General features: G+C 57.9%; 1 protein-coding gene. It reads right to left on the bottom strand.

The genetic code is table 11. The annotated features are described in order from the left end of the window. Nucleotides 1-299, bottom strand: a 299-nt coding sequence (locus HFD99_RS25125; RefSeq protein ID WP_167441088.1) for an AMP-binding protein, incomplete at both ends; no start/stop codon positions are given.

Below are 299 nucleotides of genomic sequence, written 5' to 3'. Positions count from 1 at the left end.
GCAGACGCAGCCCTGTTGCTGGCTCGGATGCTGCTTCGCGGTCAGGTGGCGAATCTGATTTCAAGCTTACGCCTTCATTCAGGCGGTCTCTTTCTATCGTTTCAGCGCTAACCGCTGTTTCCAACTCACTCTCGGTCTTTCCTTCGCCCAGAGCCCCTTGGCTTTCTTCGAGCCATGCTTGCGTGCGCTCCTGCAAACTGGTTTGAGTCAACAGCACCGTCGCACCGCTGTCCTCCAGCATGAAACGAATGCGCTCGGACGGATAGTCTGCATCCAGCGGCACATAGGCGCCTCCAGCC

The organism is Paenibacillus sp. EKM301P, assembly GCF_011800295.1.
Classification (GTDB): domain Bacteria; phylum Bacillota; class Bacilli; order Paenibacillales; family Paenibacillaceae; genus Paenibacillus; species Paenibacillus polymyxa.
Note: the sequence above shows the minus strand (reverse complement) of the source record. Positions and strands in the feature narration are given on the sequence as shown.